This is a genomic window from Corynebacterium bovis DSM 20582 = CIP 54.80 (assembly GCF_030408615.1).
GTDB lineage: Bacteria > Actinomycetota > Actinomycetes > Mycobacteriales > Mycobacteriaceae > Corynebacterium > Corynebacterium bovis.
This window is the reverse complement of record NZ_CP047187.1, coordinates 667,427-690,364: the sequence shown is the minus strand read 5'-3', so window position 1 is coordinate 690,364 and position 22,938 is coordinate 667,427. Positions and strand designations below refer to the sequence as shown.

The following is a 22,938-nucleotide window of genomic DNA, read 5'->3' as shown; positions in this document are numbered from 1 at the left end:
GACTTGGCGCGGCCGCGTCAGGCGGTGCCATCCTCGAAGAAGTCGTCGTCGATCTCATAGAGGGTGAACTGACGCGCCGTGTTGACCGCAACCCCGTAGTCCAGCATCAAGCTTGTCAGTTGTAGCCCGTCGATGAGAATGATCGTGCCGTGCGGGTACACTGCCGCAGCTTCTTTCGCGGCGTTCAGGAAAGTCGACGTCGTGATGAACACACCCAGGTTTCCGCCCCTATTGACCAGGGAGCCCATAAAGTTCCGCATCTCCAGACCACCAACCCTGTTCCCGTCGGCATAACGTTTAGCCTGAATGTAGATGCTGGACAAACCCAGCGCATCCTGACGGATAATACCGTCAATACCCCCGTCACCGGAACGGCCGACATGCTCTTTCTCACCGTGAGCACCCCCGTACCCCATCGCCCACAGGAGCTCGATGACAGCCTTCTCAAAGAACTCCGGTGACGATTCCTGCAGACGCTTACGCAACGCAGTCTCAGTTTGATTATTGAAGTCATGCTCTGCACTGTGCATAACATCGATTGGATCGGCGTCGTCACCGGTAACAACGTCCGAATCCTCCGGAGAACTCTTCCTTCGAGCAGCTACCTCCTGCTGATATGCCCGCCAGGCAGACCATTCGAGCATATCCTTTTCAGAATAGCTCGCCAAACCACGCTTACCAACATCCTTACCGTCGTCAGTGATACGATAATGTCCCCGCTTTGGGCGGTCGAGGAGACCAGCAAATGTCAGCCCGGAACAAGCCCAGGTAATACGGTTCACATACCGATGAAGGCCCGAAGATACCTTTTCCTCACGAGCCTCCGCAGAAAGACCGATGTCATTGGCGACAAGTTCGACAATTTCTCGAACCCGGCGTTCTTTCCCATCCAGAAGCACCCGCAAGACAACCGGCCGAAATTCGTCAATCGTCGGAACACTGTCCCTAGCCATCTACTTCCCGAATCCCTTTCCCGAATACCTCCGGACATTCCGGATGGTCAGCCACAACAGCTCCCGTCATGGCTCATTGCTTCATGATGTCCACCGTAGGACATCCTCGACACTACCTCGGTTGCATTAGTAGCGCTACAGATAGGCAAAAGACATGACGCGCGCAGCATCCCAAGCGCACTTGTCGGCCGACTTCTGCCGTATGCCGGGCGCGCTATGGAACACCATGCGCCATTGACTCACAGGCTCGCCCCTACCCCGCCGAAGCCCCCGTCAGCTGAACCGCCCCGTGACGTAGTCCGCGCCGTCGGCGCTGCGCGCGATGCCGATGCCGATGCGGGTGAAGCGCTCGCCCAGGAGGATGTCGTTGTGCGCCGGGGAGTTGATCCAGCCGGCGACCGCCGTCTCCGGGTCGTGGCCCCACGTGAGGTAGAGGACCTCGCCGCCGTACCCGCCCTCGGCGTGGTGCAGGTCGGACGTGGCGGCCATGTGGTCGCTCCACTCCTGGGATCCACGCGCCAGCTCCGGGTCCCACGTCACGGGGGCCAGACCGTGCGCGGCCCGCCACGCGTTGACCTCCACCACGAGGGCCTGCGCGGTGAGGCCGGTGGCGACGCCGCCCGGCGCGGACGACAACTCCACCGACAGTGCCGGTGAGACCGAGGACACCGGGGCCGCGGACACCGGCTCAGCGGATGCGACCGGCCCTGCGGCCGTGGCGGCGGAGGCGAGCGTCGAGACCCCGACCAGCACCAGTGCACCGGCGGAGCGTGCGAGGGAACGGGACCCCGCGCGGCCTCGGCTCCGGGTGAGAGACCGGTCGTGGGAACTAGTGCGGCTCCGGGTGAGAGAGCGCCCGCGGGTGAGAGTTCGGGTGAGGGGGTGGATGACCGTGGACATGAGTTCCAGCTCCTTGCGGCTCCCTGTCGGCGGGAGCCAGTGGGGGATCGTTCCACCACCCGAGTGTGTCCACCGGCCGGGGCGTCCGGTGCGTGCACGGGGACCGCTCCCCTCTCCTGCAACGCCGCCACACGGGCGGCGATGGGAGGGGTGACGGGTGTATGCCTCCGCGCGCCCGGCCCCCACATCCGGCGCGACCTTCCCCCCACATCCGGCGCGTCCGGCCCCCGCCCCGCGGGTGTGCCCCGCCCCCCGCGCCTACTTCGTGTCGGCGCGCCGGTTGCGCCACAGCCCCAGGCCGCAGATGACCACGAGCCACGCGATGACGATCAGCGCGTCCACGACCGGGCTGTACTCCGTGACCATGCCGGTGCTGCTCCCGCTGAGCTCGCCGACGCGCACGCCGGGCAGGATCTCGGCGACGGGCCGGAACATCTCGTACGCGCTGGAGGCCATGAGGATCATCGACTCCAGGACGAACAGCCAGCACACGGGGACCGCCACGGCGGCGACGGTGTTGCGCAGCAGCGCGCCGATGCCCGCGCCGATGCCCGCGAAGGCCATGATGCCGATGACCCCGCCGACGAGCGGCCGCACCCCGTCGGCGCTGAGGCCGGGCCCGACCAGCTGCACGACGGCCCACGCCAGCACCACGCCGATGAGGTACATCACGGCCGCCGCCACCGCGGAGACGATGATCCGGGCGATGAGCCACAACGACCGGGACCTCTCGGTGAGGAAGGCCTGCGCGACCATGCCGCTGCGGGTCTCCCCCGCGGCCCCGGCCGCGCCGAACGCCACGACGATGACCTGGGCGATGCCCGTGCCGATGAGCAGGTCGTTCAGCGTGAACGACTCGATGTCGCCGTCGGACAGCAGGCTGCCCAGCACCATCGGCCCGAACATCGCCCCCGCCGCGAGGATGAGGTACACGATCGTGCTGCGGACGGTGAGGATCTTCAGGGTCTCGGACCGCAGCGCCCGGCCGAGGCCGGTGACCGCGCCCACGCCCCCGCCCGCCGGGGACGACGCCGACCGCTGCGGTGCCCGGCCGCCCCGGGGGGCCGCCGGGGTCTGCGCGGGGGTGGGGTTCTGGTTCTGCGCGGGTGTCTGGTTCTGCGCGGGTGTCGTGTTCACGGTGTCAGACCGCCTTCCGGGTGTCGTCGGTGAGCTGCGCGGACGGGGCTGCGCCGGTGTGGTTGGCCGTGCGGTACTCCTGTGCCCCGGCCGTCGCGGCGAGGAAGCGCTGCTCCAGGTTCTCGTTCTCCGTGCGGAGGGCCGTCACGGCGACGCCCTCCCGCAGGGCGGTGTGCGCGACCATCGCGCGGACCTCCGCCTCGTCGCCGCCCTCCGGCACGGCCACCACCAGCTCCGGGGGCTGCCGGTCGGCGCGCACGGTGAGCTCCGCGCCGGACCCGCGCAGGGCCGTGGCCAGGCGGTCGGTGTCCGCGGTCTCGACGACGACGCGCGCGCCGCCGGACAGGAACTCGTCCATCGTGTACTCGCCGATGAGCCGGCCGCGGCCGATGACGACGAGCCGGTCGGCGGTGAGCTGCATCTCGCTGAGGAGGTGGGAGCTCACGAGCACCGCCCGCCCCTCCCCGGCGAGGTGCCGGATCATGGAGCGCATCCAGCTCACGCCCTCCGGGTCGAGGCCGTTGACCGGTTCGTCGAGAATGAGGTGGCGGGGGTCTCCGAGGAGCGCGGCGGCGAGGCCGAGGCGCTGCTTCATGCCGAGGGAGTACCCGCCGGCGTGCTTCCCCGCCGCGGAGGTGAGGCCGACGATCTCCAGGCACTCGTCGACGCGGGCGTCGCTGATGCCCGCGCCGCGGGCGATGACGCGCAGGTGGCTGCGGCCGCTGCGGCCCGGGGTGAACCACGTGGCGTCGAGGAGGGCGCCGACGGCCGCGGGCTTGGCCTCGATGCTGCTGAAGGGGACGCCGTCGACGGTGGCGCCGCCCGCGGTCGGGCGGTCGAGGCCGAGGATGCACCGCATGGTCGTGGACTTGCCGGACCCGTTGGGGCCGAGGAAGCCGGTCACGGTGGCGTCCGGCACGGTGAAGGACAGCCCCTCGACCGCATTGGTACGCCCGTATTTCTTGGTGAGGTTGTCGACTGTGATCATGACCCCACTCTCCCCCATCGTGGCGGGGGTGCACATCGGCCGGCAGGACGATCCCCGCACGTCACCCGACTACGACCTGGGTATGACGCGGTCGTGCTACTTCGCGGGGCGGGGCGGGGAGCCGGGACCGGCGACGGGTGCACCACCGTGCCACGCGGCGTCCGGCGGGGTCAGTGCCCGCCGGTGTCCTCCAGCAGCCCGTCCCGCGACACCAGGCCGTGGCACACCGCGAAGAGCACCGCGTGCACCCGGTCCCGGGACGCGGTCTTCGCGAGCACCCGCCCGACGTGCGTCTTCACCGTCGGCAGGGACACGAACAGCTCCGCGGCGATCTCCTGGTTGGACCGCCCCCGCGCCATGAGCACGAGGATCTCCCGCTCGCGCGGGGTGAGCGGGTCGACGAGCCCGAGGTCGTCGTCCGCAGCCGGGGTGACGTCGGGGTGCGGGGAGGTGGGCGTCGTCCCCTCCCCCGGCTCCACCCCGGCGACGGCACCCGCACCGGCTCCGTCGTCACCCCCGACCCCGCCGGGGACCGGGCCACCGACCGGGCCACCGACCCCGTCCCCGACGGGACCCGCACCCATCTGCCGGATGCGACGCAGCAGATTCGCCGTGGCCTTCGGGGAGATGACCGCCTCCTGCTCACCGACGGTCCGCACCGCGGCGATGAGCTCCTCCGGGTCGGCGTCCTTGAGCAGGAACCCGCTGGCCCCGGCGGTGATGGACCCGAGGACGTACTCGTCGTTGTCGAAGGTCGTGAGGACGACCACGCGCGTCGGCTCCCCGCCCGGCCCCACCACCCCGGACGCGACGACCTCCCGGGTCGCGTCGATGCCGTTCATCCCCGGCATCTGCACATCCATGAGCACGATGTCCACCGGGGCCGACCGCGCGTTCTCCACCGCCTCGCGCCCGTCCCGCGCCTGCCAGGTCACGGTCATGTCGTCCTGCGAGTCGATCACCATCGCGAACCCGGCGCGCACGAGCTGCTGGTCGTCCGCCAGGCCCACGGTCACGCGCGCGGGCCCGGCCGCCGACGCCTCTGCGGGATGTGTCACTGCTGCTCCTCCGTGGTTCTCGGTCGGGATCGGTTGCCGTGTCCTCCGGGGCCGCCCGGGGCCGGGGCGGGGAGGGGGGACGACGCCCCCCCTCAGCATCGCACCCCCTCCACGCCCGTGTCCCGCCGACCGCCGCACCGGTCCCGCCGTCCCGCCGCACGCCGTGCCCGTCGCAGTCCGCACGCCGCACCGGTCACCCCTTCGGCACCGGGACCGCGACGCACACGACCCACCCGCCCGGGTACACCGACGACGCCCCCCACCGCGCCTGCCCACCGTGGATCCGCGCCCACTCGGCCACGCCGATGAGCCCCTGACCGGCCGAGTCGGACAACGCCGGCTGCCCCGTCACCAGGCCCTCCCCCGGCGCGTTGTCCACCCGCACCCGCAGCCACGACGGCGTCGACCAGTCCAGCACCACCGACGCGCGCGTCGGCCCCGCGTGCTTGAGCACGTTCGTCAACGCCTCCTGCACACACCGGTACACCGTCAACCCCACCGCCACCGGCACCGGCCGCGCCGCCCCCACGGACTCCAGGGAGACGTCCGCCCCGGAGCGGCAGGCGTCCGCGACGAGGAGGGGGACGTCGTCGACCCCCGGGACCGAGTCCGCACTCCGCGGCCCGTCCTCCCGGAGCACACTGAGCAACTCCCGCATCTGCCCCAGAGCCTCCCGGCCGGTCGAACTGATCGACTCCAACGCCGCGATGGCCTTCTCCGGGTCCTTCCGGCCGATGTACCGGCCCCCGTCCGCCTGGGCGATGACCGCGGTGAGCGAATGCGCGACGATGTCGTGCATCTCCCGGGCGATCCGGTTGCGCTCCGTCGCCGCGGCGAGCTCCGCGCGGGCCTCCAACGTCGCCACCTCCTCGTTCCGGCGGCGGGTCCGCAGCCCCAGCTGCCAGAACAGGGCGATACTCACGAGCGCCAGGAGGCCGTAGACGCTGAGCATCGCCACGTTCCGGGAGAACGAGTCCATCAGCAGGAACGACAGGTCCTGCGTCGACCACGACCGGTAGAACACGTACGCCGCCGGCAACGTGAGGCCGACACCCGCCAACGACCCGGTGACCAGCGCCGCCAGCCACCACCGCCGACCCTGCACGATGTACGCGGCGATGAACCACGCCTCCCGGCACACGATCCCGTACGCGAGCACGTAATTCCCCGGCTCACCGATGAGCACCGGGATCAACCCCAACGCGACCGTCCCCACGCCCAGCTGCGGGCGGCGCCGCTGCACGAGCAGCCCGACGAACGCGATCATGTACCCCACCACCGCGACACTCCGCACCAGCACCGGCAGCTCGAACATCGACGCGTTGACCCCGTACCCGAACGTCACGAACAACGGCACCTGGACCACCGCCTGGATCCACAGGCCCCGGTCACGCCACCACGGCACATCCGGGTCGCCGAGCGCGCCGTACCGGAGGATCCGACGGGTGCTCGAACTCTGACGGGCCGGGCCCGCGGACACACCCCGCGCGTCGGACGGCACGGCGGGGCCGGAGGTCCGGGGCGCCACGGGGCGGGAGGGCGGCGTCGAACCCGACACCGGATCAGGGGAGTTCACGGGGGTCATCGACTCCGCAGTCTACGACGAACCCCCCGACCGGCGGGTCGTGCTGCGGTATGATTCCGCGCATGGCTGACGTCGTGTTCGACCACGTGTCCATCCGCTACCCCGGGGCCGACCGCCCGACCGTGGCGGACATGTCCCTCACCATCCCCGACGGCGAGTTCCTCGTGCTCGTCGGGCCGTCCGGGTGCGGCAAGTCCACCACCCTGCGCGCCCTCGCCGGGCTCGAGGCCACCACCGGCGGCACCCTCTCCATCGGCGGACGCGACGTCACCGGCACCGAACCGAAGGACCGGGACATCGCCATGGTGTTCCAGGACTACGCCCTCTACCCGCACATGTCCGTCCGGGAGAACATGGGCTTCGCGCTCACCATCGCGAAGACCCCGAAGAAGGAGATCGCCGAGCGCGTCGAACGGGCCGCCGCGATGCTCGACCTCACCGACCACCTCGACCGGCGGCCCAAGGACCTCTCCGGCGGGCAGCGGCAGCGCGTGGCCATGGGCCGGGCCATCGTCCGCGAACCGCAGGTCTTCCTCATGGACGAGCCGCTGTCCAACCTCGACGCGAAACTCCGCGTACAGACCCGCGCGCAGATCATCCGCCTCCAGGAGGAACTCGGCGTGACGACCGTGTACGTCACGCACGACCAGGTCGAGGCCATGACCATGGGCGACCGCGTGGCCGTGCTGCGCGACGGGGAGCTCCAGCAGGTCGCGCCGCCGCGGGAGCTGTACGCCGAGCCGGCGAACGCGTTCGTCGCCGGGTTCATCGGGTCGCCGGCGATGAACCTGCTGCCCTCCGCCGACGGGACCGTGGCCGGGCTCAGCCTGCCCGACGTGCCGGGTGACGTGCGGGAATGGATCGGCGGCGGTGCCGGCGGTGCCGGGGGTGCGGGCGGTGCCGGCGGTGCGGGCGTGATCGTCGGGGTGCGCCCGGAGGACCTGCGCGTCGTCGACTCCCCCGACCGGGGCCTGCGCGCGACCGTCACGCTCGTCGAGGAGCTCGGCGCGGACGCGTACGTCCACGCCACGACCGGTGTCGGCGAGCTCATCGTCCGCGAGTCCGGGCACGCCCTCCCCCGCCGTGGTGACACCGTGGGTGTCGAGGTCAGGGACGACGCCACGCTCCACTGGTTCGCCGCCGACGGCGACGGCCGCCGCCTCGCGACCGTGCGCTGACCGGCGCGGGGGCGCTGAGGGGGGGACGGCCCACCCCGCACGGCGCACCGGGGGACGCGGGGCCGCCCCTGCGGGGGCAGGCACGGGGGCTGCACATTGATCGGTTTCTTCATCTCACCCCCGATCAGGGCCTTATAGTGGTCGGAGCACATTGGAGTCGGCGGTCACCCCCCCGGGTCATCACCCCTCCGGATGCGCGCAGCGTCCCGGGCCCGCCGGGCCACACGGTCCGGGCAGGTCACGGCGCGTTCCCGGCAGGTCAGGCCGAGCCCGCCCACCCCGGGCCGCGCGGCCGGGCCCGGACACACACAGCGACAGATCAGCGACAGAAAGGTCCCGCCATGACACGGACCACCCACACCCGACCGTCGTCACGCCGTCCCCGTCGGACGGTGCTGCTCCCCCTCACCGCCGCGGTGACCGCCGTCGCCGCCGGGGCCGCACTCGCCGCCTGCTCGGAGCAGACCGCCTCCCCTGCGGGCGACCCCGCCGCCGCGACGTCCCGGGGACCCATCACCTTCGCGATGGGCAAGAACGACACCGACAAGCTCACGCCGATCATCGACGCCTGGAACGCCGCCCACCCCGACGAGAAGGTCACCCTCCGGGAACTCGCCGGCGAGGCGGACTCCCAGCGGGACACCCTCGTCCAGACGCTGCAGTCCGGCTCCTCCGACGTCGACGTCATGGCGCTCGACGTCGTGTGGACCGCCCAGTTCGCCGCCAACGGGTGGCTCACCCCGCTGACCGGCGACCTCGCGGTCGACACGTCCGCGATGCTCGACGCCCCCGTCGAGTCCGCGACCTACCGCGACACCCTGTACGCCCTGCCCCAGAACACCAACGGCCAGCTGCTCTACCGGGACACCCGCGCCGTGCCTGAGGCCCCGAAGAACTGGGACGACCTCAAGCAGGCCTGCGCCGCGGTCCGCGACCGCAAGCAGGACTGCCTGACGATGCAGCTCAAGCAGTACGAGGGCCTGACCATCAGCACCGTCGACGCCATGTACGGCTGGGGCGGCGGCCTCCTCGACGACAACCAGAAGCCGCAGGTCACGAAGCCGGAGTCGCGCGCCGGCCTCACCGCGCTCGTCGACGCCTACCGCGACGGCACCATCTCCTCCGCCTCGACCGGCACGACCGAGGAGGAGACGAACCTCGCCTTCACCCAGGGGCAGACCGCGATGGCGGTGAACTGGCCGTACATGTGGACCAACGCCCGCAAGGACGGGTCCGCGGTGAAGGACTCCGTGGCGGTCTCCCCGATCGTCGGCAAGGACGGCACCGGGGTCTCCACCCTCGGCGGGTACAACAACGGCATCAACGTGAACTCCAAGCACAAGGCCACGGCGCTCGACTTCATGAAGTTCATCGTCAGCCCGGAGAACCAGAGGTCCTTCGCCGAGGCGTCCTTCCCCCCGGTGCTCGCCTCCGTCTACGATGATCCCGCACTCCAGAAGGACCAGCCGTACCTGCCGGCCCTGAAGAAGTCCCTCGAGAACGCGCGCCCGCGCCCCGCCTCGCCCCGCTACGACGAGGTCTCGAAGGCCGTGCAGGACAACGCGTACGCCGCCATCACCGGCGGGAAGAACGTCGACAAGGCCACCGAGGACATGAAGACCGCGATCGAGAACATCTCGGGGTAGCACCCCGCCCGGGTCCGGGCCGCTCCCCCGCGGCCCGGGCCCGCTCACCCGCCGGACCCCCGCCCCCGACCGGGAAGGACCCATGAAACCCAGGACAGGCCACCGCCCCCGCAGAGACCTCCGCGCACTGTGGCTCGTCGGCCCGGCGATGCTCGTGCTCGCCGTCGTCATCGGATACCCGGTCGTCCGCGCGGTCGGCCTGTCCTTCGAGGCGAACAAGCACCTCGACCCGGAGACCGGCATGTTCGTCACCGGCGGGTTCGCGGGCGTCGAGCACTACCTGTACTGGCTCACCCAGCGGTGCATGTCCCCCTCCGGGGAGGCGACGCAGTGCGCCCCCGGGCAGCTCGCGACCGACTTCTGGCCCGCCGTGGCGATCACGCTGTTCTTCGTGGTGGTCACCGTCGCCCTCGAGACCTGCCTGGGCATGGCGATGGCCCTGGTCATGAACCGCAGTTTCCTCGGGCGGGGCCTGCTCCGCGCGGCCGTGCTCGTGCCGTGGGCGATCCCCACCGCGGTGACCGCGAAGCTGTGGCAGTTCATCTTCGCCGACCAGGGCATCGCCAACTCCCTGCTCGGCACGCAGATCCACTGGACGACCGACCCGTGGGCGGCGCGCGCGGCGGTCATCGTCGCGGACGTGTGGAAGACCGCGCCGTTCATGGCGCTGCTCATCCTCGCCGGGCTGCAGATGGTGCCGCAGGGGGTGTACGAGGCCGCGCGCGTCGACGGCGCCTCCCGGTGGCAGCAGTTCACGCGGATCACGCTGCCGCTCATCCGGCCGGCGCTCATGGTCGCGGTGCTGTTCCGCACGCTCGACGCCCTGCGCATGTACGACCTGCCGGTCATCATGATCTCCGGGTCGTCGAACTCGCCCACCGCCGTGATCTCCCAGCTGGTCATCACGGACACGAAGTCCGGGAACGCGCAGTCCGCGTCCGCCCTGTCCACGCTGATCTTCCTCTTCGTGTTCGCCGTGGCGTTCGTCATGGTGCGGTTCCTCGGCGCCGATGTCGCGGGGACGGGCGACCGCCCGCGTCGCCGGTGGTTCCGGGGGCGGCGGGGGTCGGGGCCGGGCTCCGGGCCCGGGTCGGGGGACGACGCCGCGACCCCGCGGCGGACCGCGACCCCGGGCTCCCCGGCGACTCCCCCGGCGGGCGCGACGGGTGCGCGCGTCGGGGCGTCGGCACCCGTGGGGACCGCGCACCCCACGACCCTGAACCGGACCACGACCCTGCCCCCGGACCACACCCCGAACCCCACCCCGAACCACGAGACCGGAAAGGACGGTGACCGGTGATGACGCCGCTGCGGAGGACCGTCGCCGGGACCGTCGGCAACTACCTGGGCGTGGTGCTCATCCTCGTGTGGGGGCTCGCGCCGTTCTACTGGATGGTCGTCACCGCGTTCCGCGACAAGGACCACACCTTCTCGACGAACCCGCTGCCGTCGCACCTCACGCTGGAGAACATGCGCGACGCGCTCGCCACCGACGCCGGGAACAACTTCCTGCGGGCGATCGGCAACTCGCTCATCGTCGGCGCGGCGACGACCATCATCGCCCTGGCCGTCGGCGTGTTCACCGCCTACGCGCTCGCCCGGGTCGACTTCCGTGGCAAGGGCGTGGTCACCGGGATCATCCTCGCCGCGTCCATGTTCCCCGGGATCGCGCTGGTCACGCCCCTGTTCCAGCTGTTCACCAACATCGGGTGGATCGGGACGTACCGGGCGCTCATCCTGCCGAACATCTCCTTCGTGCTGCCGCTGACGGTCTACACGCTCACCAGTTTCTTCCGCGACCTGCCGTGGCGGCTCGAGGAGGCGGCCCGGGTCGACGGAGCCTCCCGCGGGCAGGCGTTCCGGAAGGTCATCCTGCCGCTCGCGTCGCCGGCGCTGTTCACCACCGCGATCCTGGCGTTCATCGCGACGTGGAACGAGTTCATGCTCGCCCAGCAGCTCTCCACCCCGCAGACCGAACCCGTCACCGTGGCCATCGCCCGGTTCAGCGGGGCCAGCGCCTACGAGTTCCCCTACGCCGCGACCATGGCCGCCGGCGCGCTCGTCACCGTGCCGCTGGTCGTGCTCGTGCTCGTGCTGCAGCGGCGGATCGTCTCCGGGCTCACCGCCGGCGGGGTCAAGTAGGGGCGGGGGCCGCGGGGGCCGGCGGGCGCGGGGCGGGATGCGCGCGGGCCGGCGGGCGCGGGGCGGGATGCGCGCGGGCCGGCGGGCGCGGGGGCGGGTGGGGCCGCTACGCTGACCGTCATGACGAGCGGCAACGGCAACGACCGGCAGCGCCAGCGCCTCGTGGCGGAGGCCGTGCTGGGCTTCCTCGGGTTCTTCACGGTGCTTGCGCTGGTCCGGGCGGTGTGGAATCTCTTCCGCGACGAGCCCTCGGTCGGGCCGTCCGTGCTGCTGCTCGTCCTGCTGGTGCTCACGTGGCTGGCGTGGCGGTGGCGTCGGCGGCTCTGAGCGGGGCGGCGCGGGCGCGGGCGGCGGACAGTGACGGCGGCGGGCGACGGTCGCGGCTGCGGCGGGCGACGGTCGCGGCGGGCGGGGGCTCAGGCCTTCCCGGCCACCCGGTGCACGGACAACGCGACGAATTCCCGCAGGTAGGCGGCCGGTCGGGACGAGCGGGCCGTCGTGCACCCGACGACCCGCGCCCTCACCGGCCGCCGCGCGCCGACGACCCCCACGATCCGTTCCGTGCGCGGCACGTGGAAGTCACTCGTGCACACGACGATCACGGGCTCCCCGATGCCCCGGTCGTTGAGGATGTCCAGGCTGCGGTCGATGTTCTCCCCGGTGTCGGTCGCGGTGCCCTCCTCGACGACGCTGTCCTCCGGCACACCACGGTCGACCAGGTAGCGGCGCATCACGGACGCCTCGGTGCACACCTCGTCGTCACCCTGGCCCCCGGAGACGATGATCAGCGGCCGGCGTCCGAGCTCCTCCCACGCCTCGCGCCCACGGTCGCACCGGCCGGCGAGCAGCCGGCTGACCCGGTCGCCGAGGATCGCCGCCCCGAGGACGACGACGGCATCCACGTCGCCGCCGGTCCCCGCCTCCTGCGCGCCCGCGGGGTGACCGCCGCCGGGCGGGGTGGCCGGGGCGTCAGCGTCCGGGTCGCCGGGCAGGGTGGTCCCGGCGTCAGGGGCCGGGTCGCCGGGCGGGGTGGCCGGGCGGGACCGCGACGTGCGGATGAGACGCAGGTAGCGCAGGAACGACCCCACCACGTACACCCACGCGACAATCCCGACCCAGCCGAGCACGTGCAGCAGCACCGCCCACCACCCGGCGTCGGCCGGCCAGCCGGCGCCGACGTGCGCTGAACCGCCCGGGCCGCCCGGAGCGTCGGGGCCGCCCGACCCGGCGGACGGGATGCCCCGCCACCCGGCGAGGACCACGGCCGCGGCGCCGAGACCGCACGCCGCCACCGCCGCGACGACGCTGCTCAGGTGCACCCAGCCCCGGCCGTCGGCACCGGGGAGGTCGTCGCCCATGAGCCGGGCGACACCCGCCGCGACAATGACCAGGACGAGCGTCGCCCCGGCCCACGCCCACACCGCGGGGCGTTCGGCGGGCGCACCGTGCACGGCGGCGAGGACCCACCCCCACCCCAGTTCCGCGCAGAGCAGCACCATGAGCCCGTTGCCCGCCCAGCGGGAGCGGGTCTTGACGGTCCACGCCGTCGCCGCCACCGCGACGAGCAGCGCGACGGTCACCGCGCCGAGCAGCAGCGTCTCCACAGGTCCCGTCAGTTCCCGAGCAGCCGACGCTTCAGCGCCCGGTCCTTGTCCAGCACACTGTCCCGCATCGCCTCCTGGTACGCGACCATGCGCTGGAGCAGGGCGTCGTCCCCGACGGCGAGCGTGCGCACGGCGAGGAGGCCGGCGTTCTTCGCACCGTCGACGGACACCGTCGCCGTGGGCACGCCCGCGGGCATCTGCACGATCGACAGCAGCGAATCCAGCCCGTCGAGGTTCCCCAGCGCGCGCGGCACGCCGATGACCGGCAGCGGCGTCGCGGCGGCGATCATGCCGGGCAGATGGGCCGCGCCGCCCGCGCACGCGATGACGACCTTGAGGCCGCGGGTGTGCGCGGTGCGCGCGTAGTCGAGCATCCGCTCCGGGGTGCGGTGCGCGGAGACCACGCCGACCTCGAACGGGACGCCGAACTCCACGAGGACGTCCGCCGCGGGTTCGACCGTCGGCCAGTCCGAGTCCGACCCCATGACGAGCCCGACGAGCGGCTGTCGGCCGCCCGGGGCGTCGTCGCGGTGGGGGTCGGTGCCGGTGTCGGTGGTCCGGGTCGTGTCATCGCTGGTCATCGTGTTCTCCCTGGTCATGTGAGGTCGGTCGGGGTCGGGCTGTCGCCGCGGGGGTGGGGTGTGCCCGTCGTGCCGGGCTGTGGTCGCGCGGCCGGGTCGGGGTCGGGCCGTGGCCGCGCGGGCGGGTCACTCGGGGGCCCAGCCGTCCTCCCACTCTGCGTCGACGAGGTACCCCGCCGCCAGCCGCGCCTGCGCCCGCAGCGTCGCGACCTGGTCCTCCGACGGTCCGGTCGCCTCACCGGCCCCCCGCTCCGGGGAGGGGACGACGCCGCCCCCCGCCACCCCGACCGGCAGCGTCATCGTGACGTGGCCGAGCTTCCGCCCCGGCCGCCACTCCTTGCCGTACACGTGGATCCGCGCCCCGGGGAACCGCCGCCACACCTCGTCCATGCGCTCGGGCAGGGGCGTCGCCGGGTCGGTCGCGCCGCCGAGGACGTTCGCCATGACCGTCACGGGGGCCGTGAGGGCCGTCGACCCCAGCGGCCGGTCGAGCACCGCCCGCAGGTGCTGCTCGAACTGGCTGGTCACGCACCCGTCCTGCGTCCAGTGACCCGTGTTGTGCGGCCGCATCGCCAGTTCGTTGACGATGATCTGCGGTTGCCCGGCGTCGTCCGTCGTCTCGAACAGCTCGACCGCGAGGACCCCGGTGACCCCGAGTTCCCGGGCGACGTCCACCGCGAGGGCCTCCGCGTCCCGGAGCACCGCCCGCGCCCCGTCGGAGCCGTCGCACGGCGCCGGGGCGACGGCCTCCGCGCACACCCCGTCCCGCTGCACGGACTCGACGACGGGCCAGGCCACGCACTCGCCGGACGGCCGGCGGGCGACCATCGCGGACAGCTCGCGCACGAGGGTGACCTTCTTCTCCGCCATGAGCGGCACGCCCTGCTCCAGCAGGTCGGCGACGAGCGACGCGGTCTCCTCCCGGCCCTCGGGGAACCACACGCCCTTGCCGTCGTAGCCGCCCCGGCGGGCCTTGAGGCACACCGCGCCGTCGACGGCGTCGTGGAACCCGGTGGCGTCCTCCACCGAGGTGATGTCGAGGAACGGCGGGACGGGCGCGCCGAGCTCCCGCAGCCGGCGGCGCATGACGAGCTTGTCCTGCGCGTTGATGAGCGCCGACGGCTGGGGCTGGACGTTGACACCGTCGGCGATGAGCTCGTCGAGGATCTCGTTCGGCACGTGCTCGTGGTCGAAGGTCACGGCGGCGGCGTCCGCGGCGACGGCCCGGACGTGCGCGGGGTCGGTGTAGTCACCGAGGACGACGTCACCCGTGGCCTGCGCGGCGCTCGCGTCCGGGGCGGCGGCGAGCAGGCGGACCGTGAGGCCGAGTTCGATGCCGGCCTGCTGGGTCATCCGGGCGAGCTGGCCGTCGCCGATGACGGTGACGAGCGGCATGCCCGGGGCGTGGGCCTCCGGGCGGGCGAGCCGCCAGTCCCCCACGGCGGACCCGGCGGTGCTCCCGGCGGTGGTGCCGGGGTCGGCCGGGGTGGGGTCGGCGCCGGGGCGCGCGGGGGCGTCGGACACGGGATCAGATGCAGGCTCACTCACGGCTGCTGACTATACCGGGTACCCCGGACAGGGCCCCCGACCTGCCCCGCTGCGCCGACGGACCCCACGGCACCCCGCCCGGTGCGCGCCGTCGACCCCGCGCCGTCGACCCCCGACACCCGTCCGCCGCACCGCCCGGCGGGCGTCAGCGGTACCGCACCGGCAGCGCCGACCGCAGGAGCCGGATGAACTTCCGGGGGGAGGGGACGTCGTGGAGGACGACCGGGTACATGCTCCCCCGGATGTGGAGGGTGACCGTCCTCCCCCGGGACGAGACGTCGATGACCTCCGACAACGGCAACTGCCCGATCTCGCTGCGCATGTGCCCGGTCGCCGTGATGAGCCGTCGGTCGGTGAGGAGCATCCGGCTGCGCCGGCGGAACAGGAGGTGGCGCAGGCACCGCCGCCACGCGGCGACGACCCACACGACGACGAGCGCCCGCCGCAGCCACACGGCTACTGTGACCTGCGGGTTCCCGGGAAGGGCGGCGGCGGTGTCGAGCGGCCGGTGGGCGGTCCACCCCTGGGCCGTGCGCAGGAGGCTGTCCAGCCAGCCGTCGACGGCGCCGATGGCGAGCCACAGCACGCCGGTGAGGACCACGAGTTCGAGGACGGGGAAGACGACGCTGCGCCGCGACGGGTTGAGCTCGGCGAGCAGCTGCTCACCGGGTTCGAAGCGGATCTTCGCCGCCATGCGCCTCTCCTTCCCGTCCTCTCCCGTCAGGTCCCGACGGACACGTCACAGGCTACCGTGCGCGTGCGCCGGCCCCGCCACCGTCCGGGCCCCCCGTCGCCGGGCGGAGGTGGGTGACGTCGCCCGCGGACACGGTGACCTCCGCGGCGGGGGCGGTGGAGTGCGTGGTGGCGGCATGGGCGGTGGAGTGCGTGGTGGCGGAGTCGGTGGCGGCGGGGCGGACGACGAGCTCCCCGGTGGGCGTCACGCGCAGCGCCGTGCCGCGGACCGTGCGGTCGCCGGGCAGGGTCACCGTGACCTCCGACCCGAGGGTCGCGCAGAGGCGGCGGTAGTCGTCGTCGACGGTCGCGTCGCCGGTCCGCCACCGGCGCTGACAGTCGACGAACCGCCGCAGCACCTCGACGGTGAACGCCTGCCGGTCGACGCCGACCGCCGCGTCACCGGCGGTGTCGCCGGCAGGGTCGCCGGCCGCGTCGCCCGCCGCCGCGTCACCGGCAGCGTCGCCGGCACCGTCACCGGCCGCGCGGGCGCGTTCGAGGACCAGCGACGTCGCGTGCGGGACCGGCAGCTCGTCCTCCCGCAGGTCCACGTTCAGCCCGAACCCCACGACGACCGCCGGGCGCGGCGTCAACTGCACCGCCTCGACGAGGACGCCCGCGAGCTTCCGGTCCCCGACCATGAGGTCGTTCGGCCACTTCAGCGCGGCGTCGACCCCCAGACCCCGCACCGCCTCCGCCAGCGCGACGCCGGTGACCAGCGGCAGGGTCCCCAACCTGTCCGGGGCGACGGCCGGGCGCACGAGGACGCTGACGATGAGCTGGCTGCGCGCCGGCGCGGACCACGTGCGGCCGAGGCGCCCGCGGCCGGCGACCTGCTCCTCGGCGAGGAGAACGGTGAGGTCGGGGGCACCCTCGCCCGCCGCGGCGACGAGGTCGCTGTTCGTCGACCCGGTGCGGTCCACCACCCGGACGTCGGCGAACCCGAGGTCGAGGAGGGACTCCGTGAGCCTGGGCACGTCGAACGGGGGGCGGGACGGGGCGGCGCGGCGGGGGGAGGTCATGCGACCCACCCTAGGTGCCCCCGGGGAGTACGGGGCCGGGTCCGCACGACGGGTCCGCACGTCGGGGGACACCCCTCCCCCGGGTCCGGGCCCGCCCGCGGCCCGTCCCGCCCCGGGGTGCGCGCCGGTTGCCCGACCGGTGGTTGCCCCGCCTAAACTGTCCGGCATGACTTCGACGACTTCCGGGACATCCGCCGGGGCCACCTCCGGGACCGCGGCGGCGGAGACCGCGGGGCCCCACGGCGCGACCACCGCCGTCGACACCTCGACCACCGCGGGAAAGCTCGAGGACCTGCGGCTGCGGATGGAACAGACCCACACGCCCGTCGGTGCCGACGCCGTGCGCGACCTCCACGCCGCCGGGCGGATGACGGCCCGCGAGCGGATCCTGCGGTTGCTCGACCCCGGGTCGTTCGTCGAGATCGACGCCCTCGCGCGGCACCGGTGCACCCGCTTCGGCATGGAGGACACCCGGCCGCTGTCCGACGGCGTCGTCACCGGCTACGGCACCGTCGAGGGGCGGAAGGTCTGCGTGTTCTCGCAGGACCCGACGGTCTTCGAGGGGCAGCTCGGCGAGGTGTACGGGGACAAGGTCATCAAGGTGCTCGAGCTCGCGCTGCGGACGGGCACGCCGCTCGTCGGCATCTACGACGGCACCGGCCCGCGGATCCGGGAGGGGGTCGTCACCCTCGCCCAGTACGCGCGGATCTACCGGCTGCAGTCGCAGATGTCCGGCGTGGTGCCGCAGGTGGCCGTCGTCACCGGGACGGTGCGCAACGGGCACGTGCACGGTCCCGCCCTGTCCGACCTCGTCATCATGGTCGACGGGCAGGCCGAACTGTCCCTGTCCGACCCGGAGTTCACCCGGTCGGTCATCGGCGAGGTGACGACCGGCGCGGAGATCGGCGGCCCCGAGCTGCACGCGACGACGACCGGCCTCGCCCACGCGGTCGTCGGCGCCGAGGACGAGGCGCTCGACCTCGTCGCCGACCTGCTGTCCCGGCTGCCGTCGAACAACCGGGCCTTCGCCCCCGCGGAGGCCCTCGGCCCCGGTGAGGGCGTGCGGGTGCCGGCGGCGGCCCGGCCGACGACGGCGGACGCGACGGCCGACGCCCGGCTCGGCACCGACGCCGCCGACCTGCCGCCGGAGGACCGGGCGCTCGACGGGCTCATCCCGGACTCCCCCGCCGCCCCCTACGACGTGCGCGACCTGCTCTCCGCCGTTCTCGACGACGGCTCGTTCCTGGAGCTCCAGCCCCGCTTCGCGCCCAACGTCATCACGGGGTTCGGGCACGTCGACGGGCGGAGCGTCGGCGTCGTCGCGAACCAGCCGACCGAGCTGGCCGGGTGCCTGGACACGCGGGCGTCGGACAAGGCCGCGCGGTTCGTCCGGCTCTGCGACGCCTTCTCCGTGCCGGTGCTCTTCGTCGTCGACACCCCCGGGTTCCTGCCCGGGCGGGCCGAGGAGAGCGCGGGCACGGTCCTCAGCAGCTCGAAGCTCATCCACGCCGTCGCCGAGACGACCGTGGGGACCGTCACCCTCGTCACGCGGAAGGCCTTCGGCAGCGCGTACGTGGCGATGGGCGCGAAGGACCTCGGCGTGGACATGGTCTTCGCGTGGCCGACGGCGCAGATCTCCGTCGCCGACGCGGAGGACACGACGACGGCCGTGTACGCGCAGCGGATCGCCGAGGTCAGGGAGGCCGAGGGGGTCGACGCCGCCGAGGACCTCGCGGCGGAGCTCGAACGGGAGATCGCGACGACGGTGGTCACGCCGTACCTCGCGGCCGAGCGCGGGTACGTCGACGCCGTCATCGCGCCGCACGCGACCCGCGGGCGGCTGCGCGACGCCTTCGGCCTGCTCGAACGCAAGCTCACCGAGAACCCGGCGCGCAAGCACGGCAACATCCCGCTCTGACGGGCCGCCGCACGGTCGCGGCCCGGTCGGGTCGCCGGCCCCGCACACCCCCGCCCGGTGGGGGCCGCCGGGTGGGGTGACGGGACGCACCCCCCGCCGTGGCGGAGACGCCGTAACCGGACACACGAGACAACCCTGATCCCTGGAGCCTCACACGTCACCCCCGAAACAGCTGACACGCCCGGCGCGGAGGGGTTACGCTGAACGCCCGGATCCGGCCGCGCCCACCCGCCACCACGGGTCGCCCGGCCCCACACACGCCAGAGACCACACGCCCCAGAGAAGACACGCAGCACACACCTGCACGAAGAGAGTCATGACGCACACCCACGCCTCCCCCACGGACACCCGCCGCCCCCTGTTCACCGTCCTCCGCGGCCGGCCGACCCCCGCGCAGACCGCGGCGCTGGCCACCATCGTCGCCGACCTCCACGGCCGGCACCGCCACACCGCGCCCCTCCCGCACGACCGCGGGATGTGGGGCGTGCCCCGCGAGCACCTCGCCCGGCCCCGCGACTTCAACCCCGCCGGTTTCCGCGTGACCGGCCGCGCCTTCCACCGGTGAGCGGCCGCCCGGACGCCACCGGCCGGACGCCGCGGCGACGTCTCGTCCTCGCGTCGTCCTCCCCCTCACGCCTGTCCGTGCTGCGGTCGGCCGGGGTGGAGCCGCTCGTCGTCGTCCCCGGGACCGACGAGGACGCCGCCGTCGCCGCCCTCCGCGCGACGACCCCGGACCCCACCCCCGCCGACATCGTGACGCACCTCGCCCGCGCGAAGGCCACGGCCGTCGCCCGGATGCTCCGCGAGGGCACCGCCGGCGTGCAGGCCCCCGCCGACGCGGTGATCCTCGCCGGGGACTCGATGCTCCTCATCGACGGCGAGCTCCAGGGCAAACCGCACACCGAGGAGGCCACCGTCGACCGTTGGCGCCACCAGCGCGGACGCACCGCCGAGCTCGTGACCGGGCACTGCGTCATCGCCCCCGGCACCGGCTCCCCCGACGCGACCGGCACCCCCGACGCCGCCACCTCCCCCGCCCCCGGCACCGGCACCCCCGACGGGCCGGACGCACCGGGGGCCGTCGAGACCGGAACCTCGACGACCCGCGTCCACTTCGCGGACGTCACCGACGACGAGATCCGCGCCTACGCCCGGACCGGCGAACCCTGGGGGTGCGCCGGGGCGTTCACCCTGGAGGCCCTCGGCGGCTGGTTCATCGACCGGATCGAGGGCGACCCGTCCGGGGTCATCGGCCTCTCCCTCCCCCTGGTCCGGCGGCTGCTCGCCCGACGTCACCTCTCGGTCACCGACCTCTGGCATCTCTGAAGCCCCCTGACCTGCACCTATGGTGACGGTGCCCGGGCGGTGTCCTGATAGCCTGTCCCACCGTCATGCGGAAACCCATCATCAGCGGCGCGGCCGGCCGGTTCGACGGCATCGACATCGCCCGCGCCCTCGCCATCACAGGCATGTTCATCATGCACACCTTCTTCCACACCTACCCGGAGGTGGAGTGGTTCACGGTGTTCGACGGCCGGGCCTCCGCACTGTTCAGTGTGCTCGCGGGGGTCTCGGTCATCTTCCTCACCCGCCACCGGGGCGGCGCGACGGCGGTCGTGCAACTCGTCACGAGGGGGGTGCTGCTGCTCGCCCTGGGGGTCGCCCTGTCCCAGCCGGCGGTCGGGCCGATCGTCATCCTCGCGACGTACGGCGCGCTGTACATCGTCGTCGCCCCCCTGACGTTCCGGCTGTCCGGGCCGGTCCTCGCCGTCGCCGCGGCGGTCACGGCCGTGGTCATGCCCGTGGCGTCGTGGCTGATCCGGCACCACCTGCCGCCCGCCCCGGAGTTCGGCTACACCCCGTCCTGGGAGATGGTCCGCGACGGGGACTGGGTGACGTTCCTCCGCTGCCTGCTGATCGACGGGCTGTTCCCCGTCATGACGTGGATCCCCTTCTTCCTCGCCGGGATGGCCGTGGGGCGGCTGCTCGTCGCGACGGCCCGCGTGCACCGCACGGCCCGGGCCGCCGGGGGGCTCGTCGTCCTCGGTGTCGTCCTCAGCGCCGCGACCCTGCTCGTGTCCCGGTTCATCGTCGGGCCGCTGGGGTTCCGGGACCACCACGCGGCGACCGCGCCGGGGGGTGCGGAGACGACGGACGCGCTGCTGTCCGGCGCGTTCGGGACCGTGCCGCTCGACAGCCGGGGCTGGCTGGCGGTGTACGTGCCGCACTCCGGGTCGGTCGCGGAGCTCGTCGGGAGCACGGGCACGGCCGTGGCGGTCATCGGTGCGTGCCTGCTCGTCGGGGCGCTGCCGGTGCGGCCGCTGCAGGCGGTGCTCTACCCCGTGCGGTCGCTGGGCCGGATCCCGCTCACGGCGTACACGGCGCACATCGTGGCGATCGGCGTGCTCAACGCCCACGACCACGACCTGTCCGAGCCGGTGTACTCCTGGCTCAACCTGCTGCTGCCGCTGGCGGTGGCGTCGGTGTGGTTCCTCTTCTTCCGGCGCGGGCCGTTGGAGGCGGTCGTCTCCGGGGTGTCCCGGGCCGCCGCCGCCCCGGTGCGCGCGGTCGCCTCCCCCGCGTGACGGGCCGCGTCGTCACCCCCGGAACCGACCCCGGCCCCCGACCCCCGACGCCGACCCCCGACACCGACCCCCGTGGTCAGCGCCCGAACTAGACTGAGGTGCCACACGACCGACGGCCGGACCGACGGCCGGACCACGGCAGGACCACGACAGGAAGAGGGTTGACCATCAATGGGATGTGACCCGGACCCCAGCCCGCAGCTGCAGCAGTACGCCCACCCGGAGAAGCTGGTCACGAGCTCCTGGCTCGGGGCCCGGCTGGGGTCGCCGCGGCTCAAGGTCGTCGAGTCCGACGAGGACTCGCTGCTCTACGACATCGGCCACATCCCGACGGCCACCCGCATCGACCTGCGCCGCGACCTCAACGACCCGGTCCAGCGGGACTTCATCGACGGCGAGGCGTTCGCCCGGCTCATGGACTCCCGGGGCATCTCGCGGGACGACACGGTCGTCGTCTACGGGGACCGCTCGAACCTCTGGGCGGCGCACACCCTGTGGGTCCTGGAGCTCTTCGGCCACCCGGACGTCCGGCTCCTCGACGGCGGCCGGGACGCGTGGATGCAGGAGGAGAAGGAGACGTCGTACGTCGTCCCGGACCTCACGACGTCCGGGTACCCGGTCGTCGGGCGGGACGACCGGACCGCGCGGGTGGGGGTCGACGAGATCCGCGCCGCGCTCGGGACCGGGGCCGGGGCTGAGGCCGGGGCCGGGGCCGGGGCTGAGGCCGGGGCCGGGGCCGGGGGTGAGGGTGTCGACGGGGACGACGACGCCGCCCGGGCCGCCACCGGCACCGGCCTGCAGCTCCTCGACGTGCGCGACCCGCTGTCCTACAGCGGACAGCCCGCCCCCGCGGACGGCCCCGGCGGGGACGGCGCCCGCGACGCCGGGCGTGACGCGGGCCGCGACGCCGCCCGCCACCCCGGGCACGCCGCCATCCGCGGCACCGCCTCCCGGTGGGGCCACATCCCCGGGGCGGTCAACGTCCCGGTGGACGTCTCGACGTACCCGAACAGCCGCTTCCGCACCCGCGCGGACCTCGAGCAGGCGTTCGCCCACCTCGACCCCGCCCGCCCGACGGTCACGTACTGCCACACCGGCGAGCGCAGCTCCCACCTCTGGTTCGTGCTCCACCACCTGCTCGGATGGCCGTCCGTGCGCAGCTACGACGGCTCGTGGGTGGAGTGGGGGAACATGGTGCGGGTGCCCATCCGCGTCGGCACGGAGCCCTGACCCGCGCGGCCGCCGCCACGCCCGGCCCCCCGGCCGGCGCGCACCCCACTCGGCCGCCACCCGACCTCCACCGACGCGGGCCACCCGCCCGCCACCACGCCCGGTACCCCCGGCCGGCACGTGACCCACGC

At 73.3% G+C, this 22,938-nt stretch carries 21 protein-coding genes; 10 read left to right on the top strand and 11 right to left on the bottom strand.

Features of this window, described 5'->3' with window-relative positions:
- Nucleotides 1-17 precede the first annotated feature (17 nt).
- The 6 genes from CBOVI_RS02690 to CBOVI_RS02665 all read right to left on the bottom strand — a co-directional run bounded on the left by CBOVI_RS02690 (nt 18) and on the right by CBOVI_RS02665 (nt 6,621).
- Entirely contained in the window at nt 18-953 is a 936-nt protein-coding gene (locus CBOVI_RS02690; protein ID WP_029157772.1) for a restriction endonuclease, read from the bottom strand.
- Nucleotides 954-1,226: 273 nt separating this feature from the next.
- Nucleotides 1,227-1,706, bottom strand: coding sequence for a CAP domain-containing protein (locus CBOVI_RS02685; RefSeq protein ID WP_010266925.1), 480 nt, complete (start codon nt 1,704-1,706; stop codon nt 1,227-1,229).
- A 405-nt stretch (nt 1,707-2,111) separates the two neighbouring features.
- Nucleotides 2,112-2,990 carry a DUF2705 family protein gene (locus CBOVI_RS02680; RefSeq protein ID WP_010266928.1) on the bottom strand — a complete coding sequence of 293 codons (879 nt, stop codon included), beginning with the start codon at nt 2,988-2,990 and terminating at the stop codon, nt 2,112-2,114.
- Nucleotides 2,991-2,994: 4 nt separating this feature from the next.
- Complete coding sequence (locus CBOVI_RS02675) at nt 2,995-4,014, bottom strand: ATP-binding cassette domain-containing protein (RefSeq protein ID WP_010266930.1); 1,020 nt, start codon at nt 4,012-4,014, stop codon at nt 2,995-2,997.
- A 134-nt stretch (nt 4,015-4,148) separates the two neighbouring features.
- Entirely contained in the window at nt 4,149-4,943 is a 795-nt protein-coding gene (locus tag CBOVI_RS02670; protein ID WP_050798207.1) for a response regulator, read from the bottom strand.
- A 286-nt stretch (nt 4,944-5,229) separates the two neighbouring features.
- A complete protein-coding gene (locus CBOVI_RS02665; protein ID WP_010266933.1) occupies nt 5,230-6,621 on the bottom strand; it encodes a sensor histidine kinase in 1,392 nt (463 codons plus the stop codon).
- A gap of 62 nt (nt 6,622-6,683) precedes the next feature.
- Here CBOVI_RS02665 and CBOVI_RS02660 point away from each other — a divergent pair, with 62 nt between their 5' ends.
- The 5 genes from CBOVI_RS02660 to CBOVI_RS02640 all read left to right on the top strand — a co-directional run bounded on the left by CBOVI_RS02660 (nt 6,684) and on the right by CBOVI_RS02640 (nt 11,914).
- Nucleotides 6,684-7,799 carry an ABC transporter ATP-binding protein gene (locus CBOVI_RS02660; RefSeq protein WP_010266936.1) on the top strand — a complete coding sequence of 372 codons (1,116 nt, stop codon included), beginning with the start codon at nt 6,684-6,686 and terminating at the stop codon, nt 7,797-7,799.
- A 341-nt stretch (nt 7,800-8,140) separates the two neighbouring features.
- The gene (locus tag CBOVI_RS02655) at nt 8,141-9,445 is read left to right on the top strand and encodes an ABC transporter substrate-binding protein (RefSeq protein ID WP_010266939.1); all 1,305 of its coding nucleotides are present in this window, start codon (nt 8,141-8,143) and stop codon (nt 9,443-9,445) included.
- Nucleotides 9,446-9,527: 82 nt separating this feature from the next.
- Complete coding sequence (locus CBOVI_RS02650) at nt 9,528-10,745, top strand: carbohydrate ABC transporter permease (protein ID WP_232625811.1); 1,218 nt, start codon at nt 9,528-9,530, stop codon at nt 10,743-10,745.
- Nucleotides 10,745-11,587 (top strand): carbohydrate ABC transporter permease, encoded by an 843-nt coding sequence (locus CBOVI_RS02645; protein WP_125174589.1) that lies wholly within the window; start codon nt 10,745-10,747, stop codon nt 11,585-11,587. The genes CBOVI_RS02650 and CBOVI_RS02645 overlap by 1 nt, the downstream gene beginning before the upstream one ends.
- A gap of 120 nt (nt 11,588-11,707) precedes the next feature.
- A complete protein-coding gene (locus tag CBOVI_RS02640) occupies nt 11,708-11,914 on the top strand; it encodes a hypothetical protein (protein ID WP_125186236.1) in 207 nt (68 codons plus the stop codon).
- Nucleotides 11,915-12,003: 89 nt separating this feature from the next.
- Here the strand turns inward: CBOVI_RS02640 and CBOVI_RS02635 are convergent, their stop codons facing one another.
- The 5 genes from CBOVI_RS02635 to CBOVI_RS02615 all read right to left on the bottom strand — a co-directional run bounded on the left by CBOVI_RS02635 (nt 12,004) and on the right by CBOVI_RS02615 (nt 17,074).
- Complete coding sequence (locus CBOVI_RS02635; protein WP_125186235.1) at nt 12,004-13,191, bottom strand: YdcF family protein; 1,188 nt, start codon at nt 13,189-13,191, stop codon at nt 12,004-12,006.
- Nucleotides 13,192-13,199: 8 nt separating this feature from the next.
- Nucleotides 13,200-13,676, bottom strand: a complete 477-nt coding sequence (purE, locus tag CBOVI_RS02630; protein ID WP_029157823.1) for a 5-(carboxyamino)imidazole ribonucleotide mutase — start codon at nt 13,674-13,676, stop codon at nt 13,200-13,202.
- A 222-nt stretch (nt 13,677-13,898) separates the two neighbouring features.
- Nucleotides 13,899-15,167, bottom strand: coding sequence for a 5-(carboxyamino)imidazole ribonucleotide synthase (locus CBOVI_RS02625; protein WP_050798222.1), 1,269 nt, complete (start codon nt 15,165-15,167; stop codon nt 13,899-13,901).
- A 298-nt stretch (nt 15,168-15,465) separates the two neighbouring features.
- Nucleotides 15,466-16,014, bottom strand: coding sequence for a hypothetical protein (locus CBOVI_RS02620; protein ID WP_010267608.1), 549 nt, complete (start codon nt 16,012-16,014; stop codon nt 15,466-15,468).
- 52 nt (nt 16,015-16,066) lie between these two features.
- Nucleotides 16,067-17,074, bottom strand: a complete 1,008-nt coding sequence (locus CBOVI_RS02615) for a biotin--[acetyl-CoA-carboxylase] ligase (protein ID WP_010267604.1) — start codon at nt 17,072-17,074, stop codon at nt 16,067-16,069.
- A 166-nt stretch (nt 17,075-17,240) separates the two neighbouring features.
- On the opposite strand from CBOVI_RS02615, the gene CBOVI_RS02610 reads away from it, so the two are divergent.
- The 5 genes from CBOVI_RS02610 to CBOVI_RS02590 all read left to right on the top strand — a co-directional run bounded on the left by CBOVI_RS02610 (nt 17,241) and on the right by CBOVI_RS02590 (nt 22,807).
- Nucleotides 17,241-18,992: an acyl-CoA carboxylase subunit beta gene (locus tag CBOVI_RS02610; RefSeq protein WP_010267603.1), complete on the top strand. Its 1,752-nt coding sequence runs from the start codon at nt 17,241-17,243 to the stop codon at nt 18,990-18,992.
- 316 nt (nt 18,993-19,308) lie between these two features.
- On the top strand, nt 19,309-19,557 hold the full coding sequence (locus tag CBOVI_RS02605) for an acyl-CoA carboxylase subunit epsilon (protein ID WP_010267602.1): 249 nt from the start codon (nt 19,309-19,311) through the stop codon (nt 19,555-19,557).
- Nucleotides 19,554-20,318 (top strand): nucleoside triphosphate pyrophosphatase, encoded by a 765-nt coding sequence (locus CBOVI_RS02600; protein WP_010267601.1) that lies wholly within the window; start codon nt 19,554-19,556, stop codon nt 20,316-20,318. Before CBOVI_RS02605 ends, CBOVI_RS02600 begins: the two co-directional genes overlap by 4 nt.
- Nucleotides 20,319-20,383: 65 nt before the next feature.
- Nucleotides 20,384-21,577 carry a heparan-alpha-glucosaminide N-acetyltransferase domain-containing protein gene (locus tag CBOVI_RS02595; RefSeq protein WP_010267600.1) on the top strand — a complete coding sequence of 398 codons (1,194 nt, stop codon included), beginning with the start codon at nt 20,384-20,386 and terminating at the stop codon, nt 21,575-21,577.
- Between the two features lie 171 nt (nt 21,578-21,748).
- Nucleotides 21,749-22,807, top strand: coding sequence for a sulfurtransferase (locus CBOVI_RS02590; protein ID WP_125196852.1), 1,059 nt, complete (start codon nt 21,749-21,751; stop codon nt 22,805-22,807).
- The last annotated feature ends 131 nt before the right edge of the window (nt 22,808-22,938 follow it).

What these genes read in the sequence shown, in the direction of transcription:
- CBOVI_RS02640 (WP_125186236.1), top strand. Translation starts at nt 11,708, where the DNA reads ATGACGAGCGGCAACGGCAACGACCGGCAGCGCCAGCGCCTCGTGGCG.
- CBOVI_RS02645 (WP_125174589.1), top strand. Translation starts at nt 10,745, where the DNA reads ATGACGCCGCTGCGGAGGACCGTCGCCGGGACCGTCGGCAACTACCTG.
- CBOVI_RS02625 (WP_050798222.1), bottom strand. Translation starts at nt 15,167, where the DNA reads ATGCCGCTCGTCACCGTCATCGGCGACGGCCAGCTCGCCCGGATGACC.
- CBOVI_RS02595 (WP_010267600.1), top strand. Translation starts at nt 20,384, where the DNA reads ATGCGGAAACCCATCATCAGCGGCGCGGCCGGCCGGTTCGACGGCATC.
- CBOVI_RS02665 (WP_010266933.1), bottom strand. Translation starts at nt 6,621, where the DNA reads ATGACCCCCGTGAACTCCCCTGATCCGGTGTCGGGTTCGACGCCGCCC.
- CBOVI_RS02610 (WP_010267603.1), top strand. Translation starts at nt 17,241, where the DNA reads ATGACTTCGACGACTTCCGGGACATCCGCCGGGGCCACCTCCGGGACC.
- CBOVI_RS02655 (WP_010266939.1), top strand. Translation starts at nt 8,141, where the DNA reads ATGACACGGACCACCCACACCCGACCGTCGTCACGCCGTCCCCGTCGG.
- purE (WP_029157823.1), bottom strand. Translation starts at nt 13,676, where the DNA reads ATGGGGTCGGACTCGGACTGGCCGACGGTCGAACCCGCGGCGGACGTC.
- CBOVI_RS02590 (WP_125196852.1), top strand. Translation starts at nt 21,749, where the DNA reads ATGGGATGTGACCCGGACCCCAGCCCGCAGCTGCAGCAGTACGCCCAC.
- CBOVI_RS02650 (WP_232625811.1), top strand. Translation starts at nt 9,528, where the DNA reads ATGAAACCCAGGACAGGCCACCGCCCCCGCAGAGACCTCCGCGCACTG.
- CBOVI_RS02620 (WP_010267608.1), bottom strand. Translation starts at nt 16,014, where the DNA reads ATGGCGGCGAAGATCCGCTTCGAACCCGGTGAGCAGCTGCTCGCCGAG.
- CBOVI_RS02675 (WP_010266930.1), bottom strand. Translation starts at nt 4,014, where the DNA reads ATGTGCACCCCCGCCACGATGGGGGAGAGTGGGGTCATGATCACAGTC.
- CBOVI_RS02605 (WP_010267602.1), top strand. Translation starts at nt 19,309, where the DNA reads ATGACGCACACCCACGCCTCCCCCACGGACACCCGCCGCCCCCTGTTC.
- CBOVI_RS02615 (WP_010267604.1), bottom strand. Translation starts at nt 17,074, where the DNA reads ATGACCTCCCCCCGCCGCGCCGCCCCGTCCCGCCCCCCGTTCGACGTG.
- CBOVI_RS02660 (WP_010266936.1), top strand. Translation starts at nt 6,684, where the DNA reads ATGGCTGACGTCGTGTTCGACCACGTGTCCATCCGCTACCCCGGGGCC.
- CBOVI_RS02670 (WP_050798207.1), bottom strand. Translation starts at nt 4,943, where the DNA reads ATGGTGATCGACTCGCAGGACGACATGACCGTGACCTGGCAGGCGCGG.
- CBOVI_RS02690 (WP_029157772.1), bottom strand. Translation starts at nt 953, where the DNA reads ATGGCTAGGGACAGTGTTCCGACGATTGACGAATTTCGGCCGGTTGTC.